Below are 21,185 nucleotides of genomic sequence, written 5' to 3'. Positions count from 1 at the left end.
TTTTGTCACCGCCCTACACAAAAGCCGGGATCAGCGATGCGCTCGTCCATTCGCGGTAGCACAACACGTCGTTCGTCCAGGCCAAGGCTGAGGATACGATCGAAATCAGCCGGTGAGATCGGTCGAACAGCTGACTGCGCACGTCCCGAGATCCGGCCCTGATCGTTCAGAACGCCTCGCTCCAGGACACCGCTTTCATCAGCGAACGGCACCGGGCGTGCGAAATCCAGGTAGCTGCCGGGCTCGATAACCGCGACGAACATGCCAGCACCTGAGGGATCTGGGATGACATCCTGGACCCGTGCAATCGCGAAATATCCACGTGTGCCTGTGATCTTGCGTGGTTCGTAGTAAACGATCCAGTCGCCAAGACAGGCTTGGACGCGGGTCAAGTACTGCTGGGGGAATTGGTAGCGCTCGGCCGGACTGTCATCGTAGACCGAATCAGGACGATGGATAAAAACGCCGAGGGCCATTATAAGACGCTTGTGATTTGAGCGATCTCGTTAATGCAATCGATTGCCCGAACACAAGCCACGATCGTTGCTTCAGCTTGCAGCCAACGAAGCCCTTCGCCTATGCGCCAGAAGCAGAAGTTGGCTTCCTGCCCGAAAGCAGACGTTCCGCATCCGACCCAGTCATTTCGGCTGTCCGCCGCAATGCCTGGAAGCGGACGTTGAGCGAACCAGCTCTCTATTACTAAAATTAGCCGAAATCAGCATGCGTCCTTTTAAGCGGCCGATGCCGTTAGGCTGGCGTCGCCGTCCTGAGCGCCGTCTCGGATGCGAAACGCACAGGTTCGCTCGAAACGAAGCCGAAAGCGTTGCATCCGCGCGCGAGAAGCAGCACACACGCCCCAGATTTTCGGGCCGTTCAGCGTGCCGCCCCTGAGCGAGGCGCGCTGAAGAGTCGGCAGTTCGGCACCGTCCGTTATCATCCAGACAAAGGAACACGTGATGAAAACGCGCGCTGCTGTCGCGTGGGAGGCCAAGAAGCCTCTCACCATCGAAACCATCGACATCGAGGGGCCCAAGGCCGGCGAAGTGCTCGTTGAGGTGATGGCCACCGGCATCTGCCACACAGACGCCTACACCCTCTCGGGCCTTGATTCCGAGGGCAAGTTCCCGGCGATCCTCGGCCACGAGGGCGCTGGCATCGTCCGCGAGGTCGGGGCCGGCGTCACCGACCTGAAGGTCGGCGACCACGTCATCCCGCTGTACACGCCCGAGTGCCGCAGCTGTAAGTCCTGCCTGTCGCAGCGCACCAACCTTTGCACCGCGATCCGCTCGACGCAGGGACAGGGCGTGATGCCGGACGGCACCAGCCGGTTCTCCTGCACTTCCACCGGCGGTAGCCCGGGCGGCAAGAACACCCTGTTCCACTACATGGGCTGCTCGACCTTCGCGAACTTCACCGTCCTGCCGGCGATCGCGCTGGCGAAGGTCCGCGAAGACGCCCCGTTCGACAAGATCTGCTACATCGGTTGCGGCGTCACCACCGGCATCGGCGCGGTGATCTACACCGCGAAGGTCTGGCCCGGCGCCAACGTCGTGGTGTTCGGTCTCGGCGGCATCGGCCTCAACGTGCTCCAGGCCGCCCGGATGGTCGGGGCCGACAAGATCATCGGCGTCGACATTAACCCGGACAAGCAGGAGATGGCCCGCAAGTTCGGTATGACCCACTTCATCAACCCAAAGGAAGTCGGCAACGATCACGTCGTCGCGGCGATCCTCGACGCGACGGGCGGCGGCGCCGACTTCTCCTTCGATTGCACCGGCAACGTCAACGTGATGCGCCAAGCCCTCGAGTGCTGCCACCGCGGCTGGGGCGAGTCGATCGTCATCGGCGTGGCCGAGGCCGGCAAGGAAATCTCGACCCGTCCGTTCCAGCTCGTCACCGGCCGCGTCTGGAAGGGCTCAGCCTTCGGCGGCGCCCGAGGCCGCACCGACGTACCGAAGATCGTCGACTGGTACATGGAGGGCAAGATCAACATCGACGACCTGATTACCCACACCATGCCCCTGGACGAGATCAACCACGGCTTCGACCTTATGCACGAAGGCAAGTCGATCCGCTCGGTGGTGCTGTACTAGAACCAGCCCGCGGGTCTTCCCTACCCCCCTCCGGGGGGAGAGAGTGGCCCGCGAAGCAGGTAGGGAAAGGGGAGCACGTTCTCCGGAAAGGTCGCTCTCCTCTCCCTACCGTCTTTGACGCGAGGCCCACCCTCCCATGCTTAATGGGGGAAGGGAGGAGCCCGCACCGACCAACGGCCCCGAACGGCTCAAAGAGCGCCAGGAGATCACCCCATGGAAACCGTCTCGAAGGCCCTGTCGCATGGCGGCATCCAGGGCGTGTACAAGCACGAGGCCGAATCCACCGGCTGCCCGATGACCTTTGCGGTGTTCGTGCCGCCTCAGGCCGCCGACGGCCCCGTGCCGGTGCTGTGGTACCTCTCGGGCCTGACTTGCACCCATGCCAACGTCATGGACAAGGGTGAGTACCGGCAGGCCGCCGCCCGCCACGGCGTCATCATTGTGGCTCCCGACACCAGCCCCCGCGGCGAGGGCATTCCAGACGAGGCCGGCAACTGGCAGTTCGGCTCGGGCGCCGGGTTCTATCTCGACGCCACCCAGGCGCCCTACGCCAAGAACTACCGGATGTGGAGCTACGTCACCGGGGAGCTTCCGGCACTGGTGGCGAAGAACTTCCCCGCTGACATGAGCCGCCAGGGCATCTTCGGCCATTCCATGGGCGGCCACGGTGCGCTGACCATCGCGCTGACCTATCCCGACCGCTTCAAGTCCTGCTCGGCCTTCGCGCCGATCGCTCAGCCGATGACCGCCGGTTGGTCGAAGCCGGCGCTGGAGAAGTATCTCGGCACCGACGAGAGCGCATGGCGCGCGCATGACGCCACCGCGCTGATCGCCGACGGCCACCGCTTCCCCGAATTCCTCGTAGATCAGGGCACCGCCGACAGCTTCCTTCAGGACGGCCTGCGGCCGTGGCTGCTGGAGGAAGAGTGCAAAAAGGCCGGCATCGCACTGACGCTGAACATGCGCGAAGGCTACGACCACTCGTACTTCTTCATCTCCAGCTTCATGGACGACCACATCGCCTGGGCCGCCGCGCGACTAAAGTGACATCGCCAGCGTGGCTTCCCAACGGAGCGTCAGGGCTTTCATGGTCTGATGTAGCATGACATCCTCTCTGGACGTCGCATCAGCGATGTGCATCGAGACATCCTCTGCCGAATCCATCTAGGCGAAGTGACGACCCACGGCTCCTTTCCGCCTATACGGGCCGTCCAGCACATCTCAGGCCTCTCGGCGAGCGGCAATCGCTACTCGCCGGGTTAGTCAGTTGTCTAACGCAGCGAAATAATACCAGCGAGCTCTGATGGTGACTCACGGGGTTTCGGATAGGCGGCGGATCTGATTCGATGCGGTGAACCGGGGAGGTTTGCCATGTCCGCAGCCGCGCCGCTTCGCGAAAACTTCAACGCCGACGCTCTGCGCCATCTAGCCAAGACGAGCCGGGATGCCGGGCAAAGCCGGCGTATTCTGGTGCTGGCGACGATCTACGATGGTGGCAACCGCACGGACGCAGCCCGGATCGGAGCGGTGGGCCTGCAGACGGTGCGCGATTGGGTGTTGGCCTTCAACGCCGATGGTCCGGTTGGCCTGATCGACGGCAAGGCACCGGGGCAGCGGCCCAAGCTGAACGACGACCAGCGCCGGGCGCTGGCCGCGATCGTCGAGCACGGTCCAGACCCGGATCAGGACGGCGTCGTGCGCTGGCGGCGCACGGATCTGGCCGCCTGGCTCTATGCGCGCTTCCGCGTCAGCCTGGACGAGACCACGGTCGGGCGCGCGTTGCGGAAGCTCGGCTTTGCCAAGCTCTCCGCCAGACCCCGGCACTATGCCCAGGATTCGGCCGCGCTGGCGGTGTTTAAAAAAGTCTGCCCGCCGCGCTGAGGGCGATCCGCGCCACGCTGCCGGTCGGCACGGACATCGAGCTGTGGTGGCAGGACGTCCTTCGAGAGCCTCAGGATGAGGGCTCGCGTCGGCCAGAAGAACACCCTGCCACGTCGCTGGGCGCGTCGCGGCACGCGGCCCACAGCCCCCAAGGATCAGCGTACGGAACATGCCTACATCTTCGGAGCGATCTGCCCCGAGAAGGGCAAGGGCGCCGGCCTCGTCCTGCCCCGCTGCAATGCGCAAGCGATGAACGCGCACTTGGTCGAGATCAGCCTCGCCGTCGATCCCGGCGCCCATGCCGTGCTGATGCTCGACGGCGCCGGCTGGCACGTCGCCGGCGACCTCGTCGTGCCCGACAACATCACACTGTTGCAGCTCCCAGCCCGCGCTCCGGAACTCAATCCCGTCGAGAATGTCTGGCAGTTCATCCGCGACAACTGGCTCGGCGACCGGATCTTCACATCCTACGAGGACATCGTCGACCGCTGCTGCAACGCCTGGAACAGGCTCACCGATCAACCCTGGAAGATCATGTCCATCCGACTGCGCGAATGGGCTCATCGGTTATGATCAGCGCTCGTTGGTATAAGTTGTCGCGAGCTTCGCGGCGAGCGCATCCGGCACGGACTTCTGCGTGCCGCCGATCTCCGTGACCGTCGCCGCGCCGAGGTCAAACTGCGGCTGATCCGTTGCCGGGATGGCGAGCGGATGCGGGGTGCCGATGTCTTCCGAGAGGTCGTCGGTCACAGGAATGCATCGGAGAACCGAACTGGACGGCCCACATTCTGGCCGAGCCACGCGAGCGCGTCCGCGAGATGACCTATGAGGAAGAGGGTCGGATCGAGGATCACGAGCGCGCCAATTATCGCCCAGCGCGGGTCTTCGCGCAGATCCCCGGCCTACGCCGGCGCGAGGTCGTGTCGCTGACGTGGCCCCAGGTCGATTTCGACGCCGAAGTCCTGCGCATCGTCGGCAAGGGCGACAAGCCGCACATCATCCCGATCACGCCGGATTTGCATGCCCTGCTCTGGCCGCTGCGAGGGCACCACCCGACACACGTCTTCACCTACATTTGCCAGCGGACCCGGCGCGAGGAGCGATCCGGCCGCGAACTGGTGAAGGTTGACCGCTACCCAATCACCTATTGGGGGCTCGGCTCCCGCATGCGCCGGACCATGGACAAGGCCGAGGTCGTCGGCCTGCGGATCCATGACCTCCGACACACGAGCGCGACGCGGACCCTACGCGCCACCGGGAACCTGAAGCTGGTCCAGCGCCTGCTCAACCATTCGACCATGCGTGTGACCGAGAAATACGCGCACGCGAGCCTCGACGATCTCCGCGAGGCGATGAAAACGACGGCCGCCGATGATGACCGCCGTCGCACCAAGTCCCGAGGAAAGTCCCAAAGTTTGGAGCGAAAGCCAAAGCCGTCCAAAATTTCTTAGCAAAGACAGAGGCTTACGACATGCAAATCTCTTCGGACAACCGCCTTGCAAGCGGTAGGTCGCGAGTTCAAGTCCCGCAACCGGCACCACTTTTTCCGGCCGGAGTTGAAACTGGCGGTTCCAGTTTCAACTTTCGTCCACGAAGCGTTCTCCAGTGGCACGCACCAGGCATGCAAAAACCCGCCGCGGCCAAAGCCGGGCGGGCCCAAATCATTATGACCTTGGCGCATCAGGCCGGCGGCGGGTGCCGCTGCAGCTGAGCGCTCTTGCTCCAGAAATCACGCAGCTTCGCCGGAATGTTTTCGATGTACGGCGTAGGGTCCGGCTGCACGGCGAGCACCGCCGGCACCGTAGCCACAAGGAAGAAGCCGCCGATCACCACCTTGTTCGTGCGCGGCACCACGCCGTCGGCCGCCCCCTTGGGGATGACGTGCAGGATGCAGTCGAGGCTGGGACCGCCGATTTCGATTGGCCGGAGGCGACCGGCTCACCGCTTGCGCTGACCCGTAAATCTCCGCCGCTTGCCGTGCGCGGGGGCCCTGCCTCTCAACCACTTGTTCTGGATTGGATGTGCCGGTCACGGCCGGTAGGGCGCCTTTAACGGACGCGCCGGCAGTTTCAGGCAGAAGCGTTCTGACCGAAGTTGATTTGTAGCCTGACCCGGCCTTGAACGCAGCTGGTTGCCTGAGCGGATCCCATTACGGCAAAGGTGGTTTGGATCACGCACGTGGCGAAACGTGATGTGCGTGCCATGTCAGACAGCACTGCGGCGGCAATTTCGCTGTCGCCCGCGCACGAAATAATGCAGTATGGATTTAAGTCAGATGGCTTGGTCGAGGGCGAGCGGGCTGTTGAGGGCATCGAATAGCAGCACTTTCGGTATCCGCACGTCGGTCTGTGCGCCACGCTTCAACTTTAAATGCATCCAACTGCACTATGTCGCTGCTCGCTCGCCGGGCGAAACGCCTTGACTGACATCACTGGAGCAAGCCTACCCATGTTCGACGAATATGGCTTTCTCCGCGACGCTGATCTGGACGAAGCAGCGCTGCCAGCGCTACATCATTTCGTTTACTGCAGCCGTGCCGTCGACAGCGTCGACGACGCCGAGGTCGGTCGCATCGTCGAGTTGGCCCAGCGCAATAATCTCGCGCGCGGTATCACCGGGGTGCTGGTTTTCGGTAGCGGCGTTTTCTTCCAGTGGATCGAGGGGCCGGCCGCCCAGATGAAGAATCTGATCGCGAGCCTACATAGCGATCCGCGGCATTACGATATCGTCACGCTGGACCAGAGTGAAGAAAAGCGAGAGCGTCTCTATCCAAACTGGGACATGGATAAGGTCGAGGCCGAAGACATCCGCATGGTCCTACAGGACGCACTCGAAAGTGCCGAAGACAAAAACAACGTCGCGGCGCTCACGCGGATTCTCAAGCAACTCGACTCAGGACCGCTGAATTCGCTTGGGCGAAGTTGATCGGGCCGGCAACTCGTCACTCCAAGGCGATCCGCCACTGGTGTGGCGGCGAAATGGTCTATCCGCTCGCAAGTCGCCAAATGGAATTGCGCGAGGCGAATTGCGAAACGCACTAAGTGAATTGATTCCGTACCTCAACTCTGCCGAACGCCGGCTCCCGCAGACAAAACAAAGACAAATATCTTCTTTATAGTGTTGATATACTTGGCACAGCCCAGCACTTCATCCGCTATTCGTGGTGGGTGGACGGGGCGTGGCACAACGGTCATTGGGTTCGAAGGGTCGAATGTCAACCTTTACATTTCGACTGCCGTGAGGTTTGTTCCTGCCCCTTAAAACGGCTGCTCGACGGCCGGATGGCGACGGGGATCTCAACTCTGGACCGTGGGTAGGGAGCAATGCTGGAACTGGGACCATCCCACCATGAGTGGGCCAACCTGCTGACAGCCGAGATCGCCGAAGCGGCAGGCGTCCGAGAGGACTACGCGCGACGGAGATCTGCCGAACACGCGCGCGAACGGACGTTGGCGCTTGGCCGGGTTATCCAGGCCGAGATTATCCCACGCCTGATGCTACTCGACCGAAACGAGTTGCGCGTACAACCGGACGCTTTGCCGAAGCTCGAAACGGAGGCGGTGGCTGAGTTCACCGATCTGATTCTTGCCCACGATGTCACGGCACTCATGGAGGCCTTCAGCGCCCTCATGGTGCAGGGCTATGCGGCCGATGACCTGTTCCTCGACCTTCTCGCGCCCTCGGCCGCGCTGCTGGGACGGATGTGGGACGATGACCTGTGCGATTTTATCGAGGTCACAGCTGGTCTGGCTCAGTTGCAATTCCTGCTGGCCACATTCCGTATGGACGGCGGCATCGCGCCTTTCGACGAGAAGCGTCGCATCCTCCTGATGGGAGCACCGGGCGAGCAGCACACTTTCGGCCTGGCGATCGTCGAGCAGTTCATGCGCAAGGCTGGCTGGCACGTCGCCAGTGGCCTCGCCTCCAGTCCCGAGCAGATTGCCGAACGGGTCGGATCACAATGGTTCGGCGTCGTGGGTCTGACCCTAAGCCGGGAGAGCCACCTCGATCACCTGGCGGCCTCAATCCGCACCGTGCGTCGGGCTTCGCTCAACACGTCCATCGGCGTCATGGTCGGCGGCCCGGTTTTCCTTGAGCATCCCAAATACGTCAAACAGGTCGGCGCTGATGCTTCGGCGGTAGACGCGCCGACCGCAGTGCTGCTGGCGCAACGGCTGCTGACCTACGTGGGCGCCACACGCGCCTAATAAGGGAAATGTGACGCTTGGTACCCCGCTGCCGGGGCCGGTCCCGGCCCTTAAGAGGCTTTGGGGGAAGGTCCGCTTTCAGGCTGTCGGGTGTAGCAGAGATTTCGATCGGATTAGGTGGAAAGCGGCCTTACCAGGGTGCACCCCTTAGGTGACGAGCTACTGCGATCGCGGGTCATCGCGTCTGGGTAATAAGTGACGCATAAAGGAGCATCGCTGGCTTCGGTACCGGCCGCCTCTGCCTGAGAGCAGCGAGCGTTCCCGCCTTGATCACGCGGAGCACGTCTGTGTCTGACAGCAGGCCCATAGCTATCCTCATCGCAGAGTCTGACCAGCTCGTCCGTATGGTCACCGCGGACATGCTGACGAATATTGGTTATCAGGCCATAGAGGTCTGCACCGCCGCCGAGGCACTGGCGATGCTTCAAGGACCAGCCACCGTGCGCATACTCATCACGGGGCGTAGCATTGTAGGCGATGGTGTGGCCCTGGCCCACCTCGTCACCACCGTTGGCCCGATGTCGGCATCATTGTCACCTCGGGAGTTGGAGCCGAGCTTCAGCGCGAGTTGCCGCCGGGTACGCACTTGCTTAGAGCCGTACCCGACCCGATTGCATCGGGTCGGCGTCTCTAATCCTTTGTTGTGACGCGCTTTCTTTCGACCAACCGGCAACCACTTGGTCGGAAAGCGCTCTAGCAAGCCATACAGGTTTGCGGACCTCATCCAAAAGGTAGAGGCTGGCCTCACACAGGTGCTGGACGAGGCCTCGACCGCGCCCGTATTGCCGAGCGGCGTACCGCCCCATAGGGGATTGGATCTGGGCCACGGCGTGGGCACCATTGCCGCTCCCTCGACCGAGCCGGACAAGACGTAATCTCTGTCTCCACGACGATTGGTTCATTACCCGAGCCGGCCGCACGCATCTGGTGCGCTTAACATCCTGATCGACAGACCCAAGGCATACGGGTCCGCTATGGTTCGGGCTCCGCGCGTCGACGTCAGAGACTTGTCCGCGCCATAGCTGATCGTCAACCTCGGCCAAAGGCGGCACCGCCCGCACTTATGGTGTCCTTCATGCGCACGCTGGACGGTTGCAGCGACGCATTGTAGGCGTCCGCGGCGAATGCAAGGTTGCTGCACCAGACGAGGTTGGCCTCTTGAACGAGCATAGAGGCACCGCTCCGCTGACGATTTACCTCGACGTGGACGGCGTTGTGACGACGGTCGGCTATCAACGGCGCGCCGGCAAGGACGAGCTCAACCCAGTCCAGGTCGCCATCGTCGCCGGCTTGGTGATAGAGTTCGACGCCAAGGTGGTCGTTTCATCGACATGGCGCGTCGCCGATTGCCGTCCGACCTTGATCGATGCCGGCCTTCCCGAAACCTGCTTTCACCCCGACTGGCACACCGCCATCCTGCAGACGAGCCGAGATGCCAAGACGGGCGGTATGCTCTCCGCCGAGCGAGCCGGACGCGGCGACGAAATCGCCGAGCACGCGACCCGGAATCGTATCACGGATTATCTCGTCCTCGACGACGTCGAAGTTGGCCCCGTGCACTTGGGTCGGCACGTCCGGCCGATCGCGGAATTCGGCCTGAGCGAAGCGGATCGGGGCCTGGCCCGGAGGCTGCTGGCTGGGATGGTCGACGTCCGCCGGACGGCGGATCGGAATGGCTCACATCCCACAACTGCCGATTTACGCTTCGGTAGGGATTGAACTTTCCGAAGGCTCGGGTCATTCCATGACAGTGGAGTGACACGCGCGTCACGCCGCCCCCCGACATCGACTGGGTCACCTAGACCTCCGCCGGACCTGCTCGTCCGGTCGCACCTCGACACCGCATCCGTGCGGCTGCTGAGTGCGCGTCGCGTGGGGTCATGGAGTGGCAGGAAGGAGCGGCTGCGATGTTCGGGTTCAGAACTCAGGAAAAGACCTTCAGCCCCTCGCTTGCTGCCCTGGGCATCGTCGAACGGTCGGCTGCTGGGGCCTATGCCGCGCTCCTCGCCACAGGCTGGTCCGAGATCGGTTTCGGATACCATGGCACCGTCCACGCGCATCCGGACCACCCGAATGTCGTCGTGCGCTTCGCGCGCAAGGCTGACGGGTTCGGCGACTATGCGGCTCTCCTACGTAAAGGGTTTGCGGGCTCGAATGGACCGCATGCGCCGCGCATCTACGACATGCATGTCAGCCGCTGCGGTGCCCTGATGACCGTGGGCTCGCGGCTGACCAATCCTGCGCACGACATCTGGTGGCTGGCTTACGCCCATGCCGTCATCGCCGACCATCCGGGTGTTGCGATGGATGATGGCGTGCGCGATCGGTTCAAAGTTGAATGGCCGGCGCATGAGCCGCGGGTCGATCATGCGAGCTTCGACGGCATCCGCGAGGCGTTCAGGGCCACGTGGCCCGGATACGAGACCTATGTCGCCAAACTACGGGCGGTGTCGCCACAGGGGCTCGACCCCAATATCGGCAATGTGCTTGTCGGCAGCGACGGCAGCCCGGTGGTGAACGATCCACTGTGCGACGATGGATATGGCTTGTGGCGCTCACCGCTCTCCCGAGTGCTGACCCGCTATGCGGAAGTCTTGCGTCGGCTGGCAGGCGAAGCACTCGGCAGATCACCCGTTCCCGCTTGATCACGGGGGCGACGTTATAGAGCGGCGCAATCGCATCGGACCGGTGACTGGGACACCGACGACGTTTTCATCGTGCTAGACCTGCATTCGAGGATCCTTTTCAACGAGGCATTCCCGAACGTCGGCGGCTATTGGCTCGACGTACGGACGCGAGCCTTCAGCTGCATACCTGCTCCCGTTATCCGGTTGCTGCAGCCGAACACCAGAAGGCGGGCGCGAGGTTCGGACATGCTCAGCGGGAGGGCTCCGCTGCGACCTCGCCCCAGCCCGGCAGGGGAAAGGCCCGGTCGTAGGCCAGATTGAAGAGGAAGGCGTAGGCCACGTAGAAGGCCGCGATCGCGATATCCATGATGAAGGCCTGAACGAGGCCGATGCCGAGATACCAGGCGATCGGTGGCAGCAGGATCACGAGCAGCCCCGCTTCGAACAGCACGGCGTGGCCGACCCGCAGGACGAGGCTCTTACGCGTGTGCCCGACCAGCCGCTGCATCGCGCGATCGAAGCCGAGGTTGTAGGCGTAGTTCCACGCCGTCGCGACCAGGGCGCTGCCCACGCCGATCACGCCCATGTCGGAGGCGTGCAGGCCGAACAGCACGGTCCCGAGCGGAACGATGAGCGCGAGCCCGACGATCTCGAACAGGATGGCGTGGCGGATACGGTCGCGTGTGCTGCGCATGGTCTGGCCTGGAAAGCGCGTCTGGTCCGCCGCCTTCTATCTGTGATATTCCGGTCGGCAAGTTGGTACATATCTGGAACTCAGATAGATGGCCGTCTCCCTTGACCAGCTTCAGGCCTTCGTGGCGGCAGCCGAGGCCGGTTCGTTTTCCGGGGCTGCCCGTGCGCTGCGCAAGGCGCAGTCGGCCGTCAGCACACAGGTGGCGAACCTCGAGGCGGATCTGGGTCTGGCCCTGTTCAGCCGGGCAGGCAGGAATCCGGTGCTCACCCCGGCGGGGGAACGGCTCCTGCTGGAGGCGCGGGTCGTGCTCGACCGGCGCGAGCACATGATCGGCGTGGCGAGCAGCCTGGAACAGCGGGTGGAGAACCGGCTGGTGGTCGCCATCGACGAACTCTATCCCGAGCATGCCCTTGGCGCCCTGTTCGCCGATTTTGCCGGGCGCTTCCCATTCGTGGAACTCGAGCTGCTCTTCCCGCTGATGGAGGATGTCAGCCGCATGGTGCAGTCCGGAGCCGCCGACCTCGGCGTGATGTGGCGCCAGGAGGTGCTGCCCACGGAGCTCGGCTTTCAGACCATCGGTTGGGTGCCCCTCAAGCTCGTTTGCGGGCGTGATCATCCGCTGGCGAAGGCACGGGTCGAGTGGGAGGAACTGAAACGCCACCGCCAGATCCTTGTGGCCGCCCGCAGTGACGGGCCGGAGAAGCGCCGCCTGCGGGTGGCCGCCGAGGTGTGGTGGGTGGAAAGCCACTGGGTCATTCTGGAGATGGTCAAGCACGGGATCGGTTGGGCTTTCGTCACCGACCACGTCATCGCCGCGTCCCTCACCGCGCCGTACCTCGTCAAGCCGGACCTGCAGTTCGACAAGGGCGACTGGCCCATCGCCCTCGAACTGGTCTGGCACAAGCAACGGCCTTGCGGCCCCGCCGCGGCATGGCTCCGCGAGCGCTTCGCGGCGGATCGGGTTGGTAATTTGTCAGGAGGCGGCCGGACAGGCTGAGGGACGAGCTTCGGAGGAGGTCGCAGCGATCGTCGGACGATGCATCGGGACCCGCCTTTCTCACGCGTCTTTCCAGAAGCGGTCAGGCCGCTTGGGGTGGTTTGAAGTCCGACTGCTTCCGTTCCGTAGAACGCTACCTTCGGCCATGGACGCCAAGTCAACGCCCATGATCGGGCTCCGGCCTCAAATCCGCGACGGCCAGCATGCCATCGCTGAGGTAGCGGTTCACGGAGCCAAGTGTCAGCCGCTCGCCCGGCCGGTGGTAGCGGACCGGGCCGATCCCACCGTGATCCGTCAGCACTTGTACAAGGAACGCACGCTCTGCATCGGCGTCGACGTCGGTCGCGTGGGTGACCTGTAAGCTGAGGCTCGTCAACGAAAGACCGATATCCTTCGTCGCGGCACCGACCCACATCGCGCGCTCGGAAGCGGCCGGTGAGCCAGACGCGAGCCAGAAGGCCACCGTGTCCAGGGATCCCTCGTCGCGTTCGGCGGAAAGGCCCCAGAACCGGACGTGGTGGCGCTTGCGGGGGCTGTCGTCGATGGAGCACTGGAAGCCGGTGTCCTGCCCTCGGTTGAACAGGAATAGCGTGCTGAATGGGGCGCTCGGATAGGGCCGGTTCAGGACGAAGGCGTAGGCCATCAGCCATGAACTGCGGAGGCCCAGGGGATCTGCCTGTGTCCAGCCGGCGAGGGCGAAGGCACGGCGCAAATCATCGAAGGTGCCGATCAGGACGAGGTTGACCGGATCGCCCGGCAATCCATCGCCGGTCATCGTGTAGGAGGGTACCCGACCCCGGTTGAGGATGTGGGCACCGAGCCTGATCGCGCGCGGTAGGATCAGGTAGGCGGCGGCCACGTAGGTGGACGCGATCGCCAAGACGAGTGGCAGGCGACGGTCGGCGACGTCGTAGAACAGAACCAGGATGAGCCAGACGGTGATCAGGCCAAGGAGCGCGACAAGCGTACGTTGGCCAAGCAGCTTCAGGCGCTTCACAGAGCGTGCTCCTCCTCCGGCCGCCTGCCGCCCTGCGTTCTCGTTCGGCGCTCGCTGGTCACAGCCGGAAACCTCATGGCAGCGACTGGGGTAAGCGTTCCGGCGCCCTGTCTCTCGACCCGGGCGCCAAGGTGGCATCCCGACCGAACAGGAACCACACTCTCACGGCAAGCGTGGAGTCCGGCCTACCAAATGTCACGAGCAAATGAGGGAACACGCCGGACGTCGCCAGTGGCAGGAGAACGCCTGGAACAAGAACCGACCGGTCGACCACAGACGCGGCAACGACCTGTCGCGCGCCCGAACGACCTCCGAGCAGGTACAGCCAGCCGATGACGCGGATGAGTCCTTGCTCATCCCCAATGAAAGCGCGGTCCCCGAACAGCGTCTGCGTCGCGCCCGGCCAGGCGTTCAGCAGCGTGCCGGCGGCAAGGTAGATCACGCCGTTGGCAGGCCGTGTAACTGGATGGAATCCCCAGGTTGGTGGGCTTTGTGAGAAGCTCTCGAACGAGTGACATGGCCTTGGTCCATTCGCTGCCGAACCTGCCTTTCTCATGTGAAATCAATCGGCATGACCCGGGAGCACGTGGCCCAGTTGCGCCTCCTATGCTGAAGGCGCCCAGTGCCGCGACGGTCTCGAGCCAGAGCCTCATACGGATAGTCTGAATGATTGTAATGGGCGTGCTACTGCCGGAACGGCGGCGCGATCAAAGTCCGCTTTTGAGTAGGGCGTAGGTCAATGGTAACGGCCAGGTTGGGTCGCGAGCGGCCGGAATGGCAACGTCTGCATTCGTACTTGAGCGCTCCGAAGCGGTCGTCCTGCTTCCTGCCAACGCAAATCGTTCTTTAGCACCGCCGACCGCCCTATCTCTCAAAGCCTTTTGACGCGGTTGCAGACGTGGTTACAGTCACGTGGCGATGCGGCGGTGAGCGGAGTTACCAGAAATTTCATAGCGTTTCACGCTTGGGCTTGGTCCACCCAGCGGAGATCGCAAGTCCGATTTCGTTGAATGGCATGAAATTGAGTGCGATTGCTTGAAATCGTCGAACGGCTAGATTCGCGCTCTTGTAAGCGGTCGGTCGCGAGTTCAAGTCCCGCAACTGGAACCACTATTTATGCTCGGCAATGTATCGCCCGAGCGCACTCGCTGCTTTGAGCATGTGAGCCCGCATGCGCCGTGCAACAACCTCGCCGTCGCCCTCGGCCATGGCGGCAAGAATTTCGCCGTGCTCGGCGCGCGATGCCTGGATGCGAGTTCCGTAGCGCAATTGGGTGCGACGGAACGCGGAGAGCCGGGAGCGAATTGCGAGCGCCTGTTCCGCCATGAACGCATTGTGCGTCGCTCGGTAGAGCGTCTCGTGAAATTCGCGATTCAGCGCATCATACGCATCGAAGTCGCTCCTCTCCGCCATCGGGGCCGAGGCCTCGTGGAGGTCGATGAGGCGACTGCGCTCCAATGGCGTGATCCGGTAGGTCGCCAACCGCGCGCACATCGCCTCGATTTCGGCCGTCGTCTCGAACATGTCGCCGATGCGCTCGGGCGTGGTGCGCATGACGACGGCGCCCCGCCGTGGCCTCAATTCGACGAGGCCATTGAATGCGAGCTGGCGCAGCGCCTCGCGCACGGGGGTCCGCGAAGCGCCGAACCGATCCGCCAATTCCTGCTCGTCGAGCGCGGTGCCTGCGGCGAGGTTGCCGCTGGCGATTGCGTCGGTCAGCGCGTTGCGAACGTGATCGGAGAGCAGACCGCGATCCCCGACCGATCCCGAATCCATCGTCCTCGCCCGCTGTTTCAGCCTAGAGCAGGCTGCGAAAACGTGGCCACGGCTTTTCGCAGCCTGCTCTAAACTTTTGAATCGATCGCGTTTTCTGCGTTTTGATCGATTCGATCAAAACGCGGCGTGATCTAGCCGACCAGCGCCCGCACCGTAAGAAAGAAGATCGACGGGCCAACGAGGCAGCCGATGCCGGTGTGGAACGTCGCGGTCAGAGCACCATAAGGTACGAGCCGGGGATCCGTGGCCGCGAGCCCGCCCGCGACGCCGCTCACCGTGCCCATCAGGCCGCCATAGGCCATGGCCGAGCGCGGATTGTCGAGGCCGATCAACTTGGCGACCAACGGCGTGCCGACCATCACCATGACCGCCTTGGTGACGCCGGTGGCGATCGAGAGCGCCATCACGGTGGAATCCGCTCCGATAGCGGCGCCCGTGACCGGACCGACGATGTAGGTGATGGCGCCTGCGCCGATCGTCGTGATCGAGACCGCGTCATGGTATCCGAAGGCGATCGCCGTCGCCACGCCGACCAGGAAGGGCAGCAGCGTACCGAGCGCGAGTGCCAGAACACCGACCAGGCCGGCCCGCTTCGCTTCGGCAACATCGACCTCGAAAGCGGTGGCGACGATCGCGAAGTCGCGCAGCATCGCCCCACCCATCAGGCCGATACCGGCGAGCGCCGGGATGTCGGCGACCCCCTTCTTTCCGCCCGTATACAAGCCGCCGAAATAGGCGAGTGCGAGGCCGAGAACGATGGCGATCGCCGAGCCGTGCACGCGCCCGTTGGTCAGGTGCTTGGCGGCGAAGTTGGAGAGCAGCATCAGCCCGCCGACGAGGGCGAAGGCCGCGACGAGGCTCTGCTCGATGAAGACGTGTTCGATCCCGTGCAACATCGTGCTCAAAGCCTCCGGCCAGCAGAAATCGCGGAGGCGGATGCGTCTCGCACCGGCTCGACGGTCGTCTTGGCGTCCGTACCCTTGGGGGGCGGCAGTTCTTCGGCATCACCGGCAATGACGGAGCCGCCATGTTCGGCCCAGTGGTCGTCTTCCGGCCTGCGGCCGAACCGGCTCAACAGCGCCACGCAGCCGAAGCAGAGTACGAGCGACCCGGTCGCGGCGATGAGTACGATCGGGCCGCCGCTCGCCGCTGCGACCACGTTCTGCTGCGCAGCCATGGCCACGACGATCGGGATATACAGACCGGCCCAGAACTCGACCCCGAAGGTCACGCCCTTCGTCAGGCGGCCATGGTTCTTCAGCCAGACGCGCGCAGCGATGAGCAAGATCATCGCGATGCCGACACCGCCGACATTGGCCTTCACACCGAGCGCGGCACCGAGCAGATCGCCGAGATAGACGCCGATCAATGTGCAGGTTGCGAGAAGCGCGACACCGAGGATGATCATGGCTTCACATCCGCGCAAAGGAGGAAGCACGGCGTCCGACCGGGAGCATCGGCGTTGGTTCGGTATACGGCGTCCATGGGCGTCGCCTCCTGCGGCCTCGTGATTCGCATTATGTTTCATTCTGTATACATTTGATTGACAAAACCGCAATAGAGGATACAAAAATGGCTGAGATGGCTGCATAAAAATTCTGCAATGCGGAATTTAGGCGTCTTCGTATACGCAATGCCCCGGAGGGACCGATGGTGGATTGGCGGAAGCAGCGTGCGGATCGGGATGCGCGAATCGCTGCCGGTCGCGCGCATTCGGACGGACGGAGCGGCGGCAAGGTCGTCGCGGCCGCCTCCGTCGTCGATCTGCTGGAGGCCGTCCTGAAGCCGGGCGATCGAGTCTGCCTGGAGGGCGACAACCAGAAGCAAGCCGATTGCCTCGCACGTGGCCTGAGCGCCTGCGATCCGGCGAAGATCCACGACCTGCACATGGTGCAGTCAGGCATCGTGCTGCCGGAGCATCTCGACGTCTTCGAGCAGGGGATCGCGAAGCGGCTCGACTACTCGTATTCCGGCCCGCAGGGCGGCCGCATCGCCAAGATGCTCTATGGCGGTCAGATCGAACTCGGTGCGGTGCACACCTATCTGGAGCTGTTCGCCCGCTACTTCGTCGATCTGACGCCGAACGTCGCGCTGATCGCCGGCGTATCGGCCGATCGCGACGGCAATCTGTATACCGGGCCGAACACCGAAGACACGCCGACGGTCGTCGAGGCCACCGCCTTCAAGAACGGCGTCGTCATCGCCCAGGTCAACGAGATCGTCGAAAAAGTCCCCCGCGTCGACATCCCGGGTGACCGCGTCGATTTCGTCGTCGAGGCGGATAGGCCCTTTTATGTGGAGCCGCTCTTCACCCGCGATCCGGCCGCGATGACCGAGACACAGATCCTGATGGCCATGATGGCGATCAAGGGGATCTATGCGGAATACGGCATCCGCAGGCTGAATCATGGAATCGGCTTCGGGACGGCGGCGATCGAACTGCTGCTTCCGACCTATGGGGAGAGACTTGGCCTCAAGGGAAAGATCGCGACGCATTGGGCGCTCAACCCGCATCCGACGCTGATCCCGGCGATCGAGTCGGGCTGGGTGGAGCAGGTGCATTGCTTCGGCTCGGAGGTGGGCATGGACCGCTACATCCGTGAGCGGCCGGACGTGTTCTTCACCGGCGCCGACGGCTCGCTGCGCTCGAACCGCGCCTTCTGTCAGACCGCCGGGCTCTATGCCTGCGACATGTTCATCGGCGCGACCTTGCAGATCGACCTGATGGGCCACTCCTCCACCATCACGACGAACCGCGTCGCTGGTTTCGGCGGCGCGCCCAATATGGGCTCCGACCCGCATGGGCGGCGCCACCCCTCCGATACCTGGATGAAGGCGGGCCGAGAGGCGCAGATCACCGGCGATCCGGCCTTGATGCGCGGGCGCAAGCTCGTGGTACAGCTCGTCGAGACCTTCGGCGACAAGCTCGTGCCGACCTTCGTCGAGCGTCTCGACGCCCTCGAACTCGCGAAAAAGATCGGGTTGGAGCTCGCTCCGGTGATGATCTACGGCGACGACGTCACCCACATCGTCACCGAGGAGGGCATCGCGAACCTCCTGCTCTGCCGTGACGCCGACGAGCGCGAACAGGCGATCCGCGGCGTGGCCGGTTACACCGAGGTCGGGCGCGGACGCGACAAGGCGAAGGTCGAAGAGCTGCGATCGCGCGGCATCGTTCGCCGTCCGGAAGATCTCGGCATCGAACCGCTCGACGCCGACCGTTCCCTGCTGGCGGCCAGGTCGATCAAGGATCTCGCGCACTGGTCGGGTGGTCTTTACGAGCCGCCGGCCCGGTTCCGAAACTGGTGAGGGTTACCCCATGGAAACGCTGACCTTCCGCCACACGACGACGAAGCCGCTCGGCGGCACGACCTCGCAAGCGATCACCGGTGTCGTCGCATCGGGCAATCTCGAAGTCTTGCTGGAGCGCATCCTGGCACCCGATTCGTGCGAGATCGCGATCGAAACGCCGATCAACGGCTTCGGCGATGTCTGGGAAGCCGTGGTCGCCGACTTCGTCGCGCGTGCGCAGCCCGGCGGCTTGCGCATCAGCATCAACGATGGCGGCGCGCGCCCCGACACCGTTTCCCTGCGCCTGTTGCAGGGCGCCCGCTTGATGGAGGCTTGAGCATGGCTCTTCCCGATCCGAATGCGGTGAGCTGGTACGAGGCCACGGCCCGTCAGCGCCTCTCTGCGTTTCTCGACGCAGGCACATTTGTCGAATTCCTGGGCCCTGCCGAGCGGCGGATGAGTCCGCATCTGCCGCTCTTCGACCTGCCGCGCGCCTTCGACGACGGCATCGTCACGGGCCGCGGCACCCTCGACGGCAAGCCCGTGCTCATCGCCGCCCAGGAGGGCCGCTTCATGGGCGGCGCCTTCGGCGAAGTGCACGGAGGCAAGCTCGTCGGCCTGCTTCGCGCCGCGCTCGACGTGAAGCCGGACGCGGTGCTGATCCTGCTCGATACCGGCGGCGTCCGGCTGCAGGAGGCCAATGCCGGCGAAACCGCGATTGCCGAGACGATGCGTGCCATCGTCGATGCACGCGCGGCCGGCGTGCCGGTGATCGGACTGATCGGCGGCCGGTCCGGCTGCTACGGAGGCGGCGGCCTCATCGCCGGCACCTGTTCACGCCTTGCCGTTTCGGAAAGCGGGCGCATCTCGGTCTCCGGTCCTGAAGTGATCGAGACGAACAAGGGTGCGGAGGAATTCGACTCGCGCGACCGGGCGTTGGTCTGGCGTACCATGGGCGGAAAGCACCGCAGGCTGATCGGGGGAGCCGACGCCTATGTCGACGATTCCGTTTCCGCCTTCCGTGCCGCCGCGCTCGACCTGATCGGGCACGCTCCGGCCTTCGACCTCGCGACCCTGGACGCCGAGCAGGCACGCCTGGAGTCACGCCTGGTGCGGTTCGGCGATTGCCGCGACGCCACGGAGATCTGGGCTCGGCTCGGCGTCAACGATCCCGACGCGATCCCGTCCATGACGACGGCCGCCTTCGCGGAAACCGTGGCAGGCGTGACGGAGGCCTCCCATGACGCTCGCTGAAATCCTCGCCTCGCTGTTTCCGGACGGCCATTCGGTCGTCGTCGAGAACGGCCTCGTCACCGGCGGCGGCAGCCTCGACGGGCATCCGCTTCATGTCGTCGGTATCGACGGCACCACACCGCTCGGCGTGGACGAGGCGTTGACGCTGTCGGCGGCCGTGCTGGAAGCGATCCGCGCGGGCGATCGCGCACCGATCCTCGTGGCGATCGATTCGGACAGCCAGCGCATGAGCCGGCGCGACGAACTGCTCGGCCTCAACGAGTGTCTCGCCCATCTGGCCAAGTCGCTGCTCCTCGCAAACCACTCCGGGCATCCGACGATCGGTCTGATCTACGGCCACTCGGCGGCTGGCGCCTTCATCGCGACCGCGCTCGCCACCCGCGTGCTCGCCGCACTGCCGGGGGCCCATCCAAGCGTCATGGACCTGCCCTCCGTCGCACGCGTGACCAAACTCCCGCTGGACAAGCTCGAGGACATGGCGAAATCGACCCCGGTCTTCGCGCCGGGGCTCGACAACATGGTCGCGACCGGCGCCGTCCATGTCGTGCTCGATCCGGGCAAGCCACTCGACGGCCAGATCCGCAATCTGATCGGCAATCTGCCGCAGGGCGACCACCGCGACCGGCTCGGCCGTGAGCGCGGCGGCCGTCCGGCCGCCCAGGACGTTGCCGCGCGCGTCGCAGAGCAGGCGCGCGGTGCCTGACAGCCTCCGTCGCCACGACCTCTTCAGGATCGATCCCGCGTCGTGGGCGACGCACCTTCGCGGGCGTCCAGACCTGGAGGGCGTGCCCCACGTTGAAACCTGGGCGCACAAGCGCCGACCTTTGATCGTGCGCCGTCGCAACGCTGGCGAAGACCGCCTCACGGTGCCGCTCGGGCTGCCTCTGCCGCCCGGCGACGGCAAGCGGCGGATCGGCATCGTTCTGCGGCCCGACGCGCTCGAACCGTGCCCGGCGCCGAGTCTCGCGGATGTTGCCGATGTGGCTCCGCCCGCTTGGCGTTCGTCGATCGAAGCGCTGATCGCCGTTGGCGGACGTCATGGCGTCGTGCCGCGCCCGTTCGGCGCGCTGCTCTGGCAGGCCATGACCGGCCTCGCCTACCTGACGCCGGCCTCGGACCTCGATCTCCTCTGGCCGCTCGCCGACAAGCTCCCGCCATGCCTGCTCGGCGAGATCGCCGACGTCGCGGCCAAGACCCCGATGCGCCTGGACGGTGAACTGATCCTGCCCGACGGCGCCGGCATCCATTGGCGGGAATTGTTCGAGGCGCCGGAGGACGGCGAGGTGCTGGTCAAGTATCGGGACCGCCTGGACATGCGTCCGGCCGCGGCCTTGCGCGCGAGCATCGCGGCGTGAGCGCAGCCGTCG

20 protein-coding genes and 2 pseudogenes are annotated in these 21,185 nt (G+C 64.3%); 14 read left to right on the top strand and 8 right to left on the bottom strand.

Features of this window, described 5'->3' with window-relative positions; all coding sequences use genetic code 11:
- Positions 1-26 precede the first annotated feature (26 nt).
- Positions 27-476 (bottom strand): annotated as a pseudogene (locus tag MFF07_RS20725) (EVE domain-containing protein); the annotation flags it as partial.
- 480 nt (positions 477-956) lie between these two features.
- Here MFF07_RS20725 and MFF07_RS20720 point away from each other — a divergent pair.
- The 3 genes and pseudogenes from MFF07_RS20720 to MFF07_RS20710 all read left to right on the top strand — a co-directional run bounded on the left by MFF07_RS20720 (position 957) and on the right by MFF07_RS20710 (position 4,547).
- A complete protein-coding gene (locus MFF07_RS20720) occupies positions 957-2,093 on the top strand; it encodes an S-(hydroxymethyl)glutathione dehydrogenase/class III alcohol dehydrogenase (protein ID WP_147816672.1) in 1,137 nt (378 codons plus the stop codon).
- A 213-nt stretch (positions 2,094-2,306) separates the two neighbouring features.
- Entirely contained in the window at positions 2,307-3,140 is an 834-nt protein-coding gene (fghA, locus tag MFF07_RS20715; RefSeq protein ID WP_147816673.1) for an S-formylglutathione hydrolase, read from the top strand.
- Between the two features lie 324 nt (positions 3,141-3,464).
- Positions 3,465-4,547, top strand: a pseudogene (locus tag MFF07_RS20710) (IS630 family transposase).
- Here the strand turns inward: MFF07_RS20710 and MFF07_RS20705 are convergent.
- A complete protein-coding gene (locus tag MFF07_RS20705) occupies positions 4,548-4,724 on the bottom strand; it encodes a hypothetical protein (protein ID WP_187272479.1) in 177 nt (58 codons plus the stop codon). It lies immediately after the preceding pseudogene.
- 68 nt (positions 4,725-4,792) lie between these two features.
- Between MFF07_RS20705 and MFF07_RS20700 the strand changes: the two genes are divergently transcribed.
- Entirely contained in the window at positions 4,793-5,425 is a 633-nt protein-coding gene (locus tag MFF07_RS20700; protein ID WP_147816674.1) for a tyrosine-type recombinase/integrase, read from the top strand.
- A gap of 229 nt (positions 5,426-5,654) precedes the next feature.
- Here the strand turns inward: MFF07_RS20700 and MFF07_RS20695 are convergent, their stop codons facing one another.
- Positions 5,655-5,825, bottom strand: a complete 171-nt coding sequence (locus MFF07_RS20695; protein WP_238232792.1) for a hypothetical protein — start codon at positions 5,823-5,825, stop codon at positions 5,655-5,657.
- Between the two features lie 597 nt (positions 5,826-6,422).
- On the opposite strand from MFF07_RS20695, the gene MFF07_RS20690 reads away from it, so the two are divergent.
- The 4 genes from MFF07_RS20690 (at position 6,423) to MFF07_RS20675 (ending at position 10,827) form a co-directional block, all read left to right on the top strand.
- On the top strand, positions 6,423-6,899 hold the full coding sequence (locus MFF07_RS20690) for a BLUF domain-containing protein (protein WP_147816675.1): 477 nt from the start codon (positions 6,423-6,425) through the stop codon (positions 6,897-6,899).
- A gap of 398 nt (positions 6,900-7,297) precedes the next feature.
- The gene (locus MFF07_RS20685; protein WP_238232791.1) at positions 7,298-8,182 is read left to right on the top strand and encodes a cobalamin B12-binding domain-containing protein; all 885 of its coding nucleotides are present in this window, start codon (positions 7,298-7,300) and stop codon (positions 8,180-8,182) included.
- A gap of 1,158 nt (positions 8,183-9,340) precedes the next feature.
- On the top strand, positions 9,341-9,901 hold the full coding sequence (locus MFF07_RS20680) for an HAD domain-containing protein (protein WP_147816677.1): 561 nt from the start codon (positions 9,341-9,343) through the stop codon (positions 9,899-9,901).
- 188 nt (positions 9,902-10,089) lie between these two features.
- Positions 10,090-10,827 (top strand): hypothetical protein, encoded by a 738-nt coding sequence (locus MFF07_RS20675; RefSeq protein ID WP_147816678.1) that lies wholly within the window; start codon positions 10,090-10,092, stop codon positions 10,825-10,827.
- 232 nt (positions 10,828-11,059) lie between these two features.
- On the opposite strand, the gene MFF07_RS20670 is transcribed toward MFF07_RS20675, so the two are convergent.
- Entirely contained in the window at positions 11,060-11,503 is a 444-nt protein-coding gene (locus MFF07_RS20670) for a PACE efflux transporter (protein WP_147816679.1), read from the bottom strand.
- A gap of 88 nt (positions 11,504-11,591) precedes the next feature.
- Here MFF07_RS20670 and MFF07_RS20665 point away from each other — a divergent pair, with 88 nt between their 5' ends.
- Positions 11,592-12,500 carry a LysR family transcriptional regulator gene (locus MFF07_RS20665; protein ID WP_147816680.1) on the top strand — a complete coding sequence of 303 codons (909 nt, stop codon included), beginning with the start codon at positions 11,592-11,594 and terminating at the stop codon, positions 12,498-12,500.
- A 157-nt stretch (positions 12,501-12,657) separates the two neighbouring features.
- On the opposite strand, the gene MFF07_RS20660 is transcribed toward MFF07_RS20665, so the two are convergent.
- The 4 genes from MFF07_RS20660 to madL all read right to left on the bottom strand — a co-directional run bounded on the left by MFF07_RS20660 (position 12,658) and on the right by madL (position 16,681).
- Positions 12,658-13,497: an LssY C-terminal domain-containing protein gene (locus MFF07_RS20660; RefSeq protein WP_147816681.1), complete on the bottom strand. Its 840-nt coding sequence runs from the start codon at positions 13,495-13,497 to the stop codon at positions 12,658-12,660.
- A gap of 1,110 nt (positions 13,498-14,607) precedes the next feature.
- Positions 14,608-15,273: a GntR family transcriptional regulator gene (locus MFF07_RS20655; RefSeq protein WP_147816682.1), complete on the bottom strand. Its 666-nt coding sequence runs from the start codon at positions 15,271-15,273 to the stop codon at positions 14,608-14,610.
- 131 nt (positions 15,274-15,404) lie between these two features.
- Positions 15,405-16,169 (bottom strand): malonate transporter subunit MadM, encoded by a 765-nt coding sequence (madM, locus tag MFF07_RS20650; protein ID WP_147816718.1) that lies wholly within the window; start codon positions 16,167-16,169, stop codon positions 15,405-15,407.
- A gap of 5 nt (positions 16,170-16,174) precedes the next feature.
- Complete coding sequence (gene madL, locus MFF07_RS20645; RefSeq protein WP_147816683.1) at positions 16,175-16,681, bottom strand: malonate transporter subunit MadL; 507 nt, start codon at positions 16,679-16,681, stop codon at positions 16,175-16,177.
- Between the two features lie 242 nt (positions 16,682-16,923).
- Between madL and mdcA the strand changes: the two genes are divergently transcribed.
- The 5 genes from mdcA to mdcG are packed head-to-tail and all read left to right on the top strand — an operon-like array spanning position 16,924 to position 21,173.
- On the top strand, positions 16,924-18,582 hold the full coding sequence (gene mdcA / locus MFF07_RS20640; protein WP_238232790.1) for a malonate decarboxylase subunit alpha: 1,659 nt from the start codon (positions 16,924-16,926) through the stop codon (positions 18,580-18,582).
- Positions 18,583-18,592: 10 nt separating this feature from the next.
- Complete coding sequence (gene mdcC / locus MFF07_RS20635; RefSeq protein WP_147816685.1) at positions 18,593-18,901, top strand: malonate decarboxylase acyl carrier protein; 309 nt, start codon at positions 18,593-18,595, stop codon at positions 18,899-18,901.
- 2 nt (positions 18,902-18,903) lie between these two features.
- A complete protein-coding gene (locus MFF07_RS20630) occupies positions 18,904-19,818 on the top strand; it encodes a biotin-independent malonate decarboxylase subunit beta (RefSeq protein WP_147816686.1) in 915 nt (304 codons plus the stop codon).
- A complete protein-coding gene (gene mdcE, locus MFF07_RS20625) occupies positions 19,805-20,521 on the top strand; it encodes a biotin-independent malonate decarboxylase subunit gamma (protein WP_147816687.1) in 717 nt (238 codons plus the stop codon). The genes MFF07_RS20630 and mdcE overlap by 14 nt, the downstream gene beginning before the upstream one ends.
- Positions 20,451-21,173 (top strand): malonate decarboxylase holo-[acyl-carrier-protein] synthase, encoded by a 723-nt coding sequence (gene mdcG / locus MFF07_RS20620; protein ID WP_306424653.1) that lies wholly within the window; start codon positions 20,451-20,453, stop codon positions 21,171-21,173. Before mdcE ends, mdcG begins: the two co-directional genes overlap by 71 nt.
- Positions 21,174-21,185: the final 12 nt, after the last annotated feature.

Origin of the sequence: Methylobacterium thuringiense, assembly GCF_022179645.1 — a bacterium.
In the GTDB taxonomy this organism is placed as follows: domain Bacteria; phylum Pseudomonadota; class Alphaproteobacteria; order Rhizobiales; family Beijerinckiaceae; genus Methylobacterium; species Methylobacterium thuringiense.
Note: the sequence above shows the minus strand (reverse complement) of the source record. Positions and strands in the feature narration are given on the sequence as shown.